The sequence below is a fragment of the Vibrio sp. 10N.222.52.C3 genome (assembly GCF_041474195.1).
In the GTDB taxonomy this organism is placed as follows: Bacteria; Pseudomonadota; Gammaproteobacteria; order Enterobacterales; family Vibrionaceae; genus Vibrio; species Vibrio crassostreae_C.
Map to the genome: position 1 here is coordinate 1 of NZ_JBFRTQ010000213.1, position 473 is coordinate 473.

Here is a 473-nt window from a genome sequence, read left to right on the forward strand (position 1 = left end):
ACACCTGCATCAGTCGTAGGGCCAAGCAAGTTGAGGTCTCATTTAAGACTAAAACGAGAGGAGCGATACAACACCTAGCCATTGATGCAACTGGCCTTAAGGTTTATGGCGAAGGTGAATGGAAAGTCAAAAAACACGGTACGGATGGCAAGCGTAGAGTCTGGCGAAAGCTTCATATTGCCGTCGATACCAACACTCATGAGATCATTGCCGCCGAGCTAAGTTTATCGACGGTTACAGATGGCGAAGTACTCCCGAACTTACTGAAACAAACACGCCGAAGTATCCTTGAGGTGTCTGGTGATGGCGCTTACGACACGAGAGCGTGTCACGCTGCTATTAAGATGAAGGGAGCCATTGCGCTTATTCCCCTAAGAGAAGGGGCAGCCTTCTGGGAGCGTGGTCACCCTCGAAATCTCGCCGTGGGTTGCCAGAAATTATACGGCTCAAATAGGTATTGGAAAGAGCGGTAT

Annotated in this window: 1 protein-coding gene; it reads left to right on the forward strand. The window is 49.5% G+C overall.

Going from position 1 to position 473, the window contains the following annotated elements; genetic code table 11:
* Positions 1–473: IS5 family transposase (locus AB4517_RS22830; protein ID WP_372150034.1), on the forward strand; the 473-nt coding region annotated here is incomplete at both ends.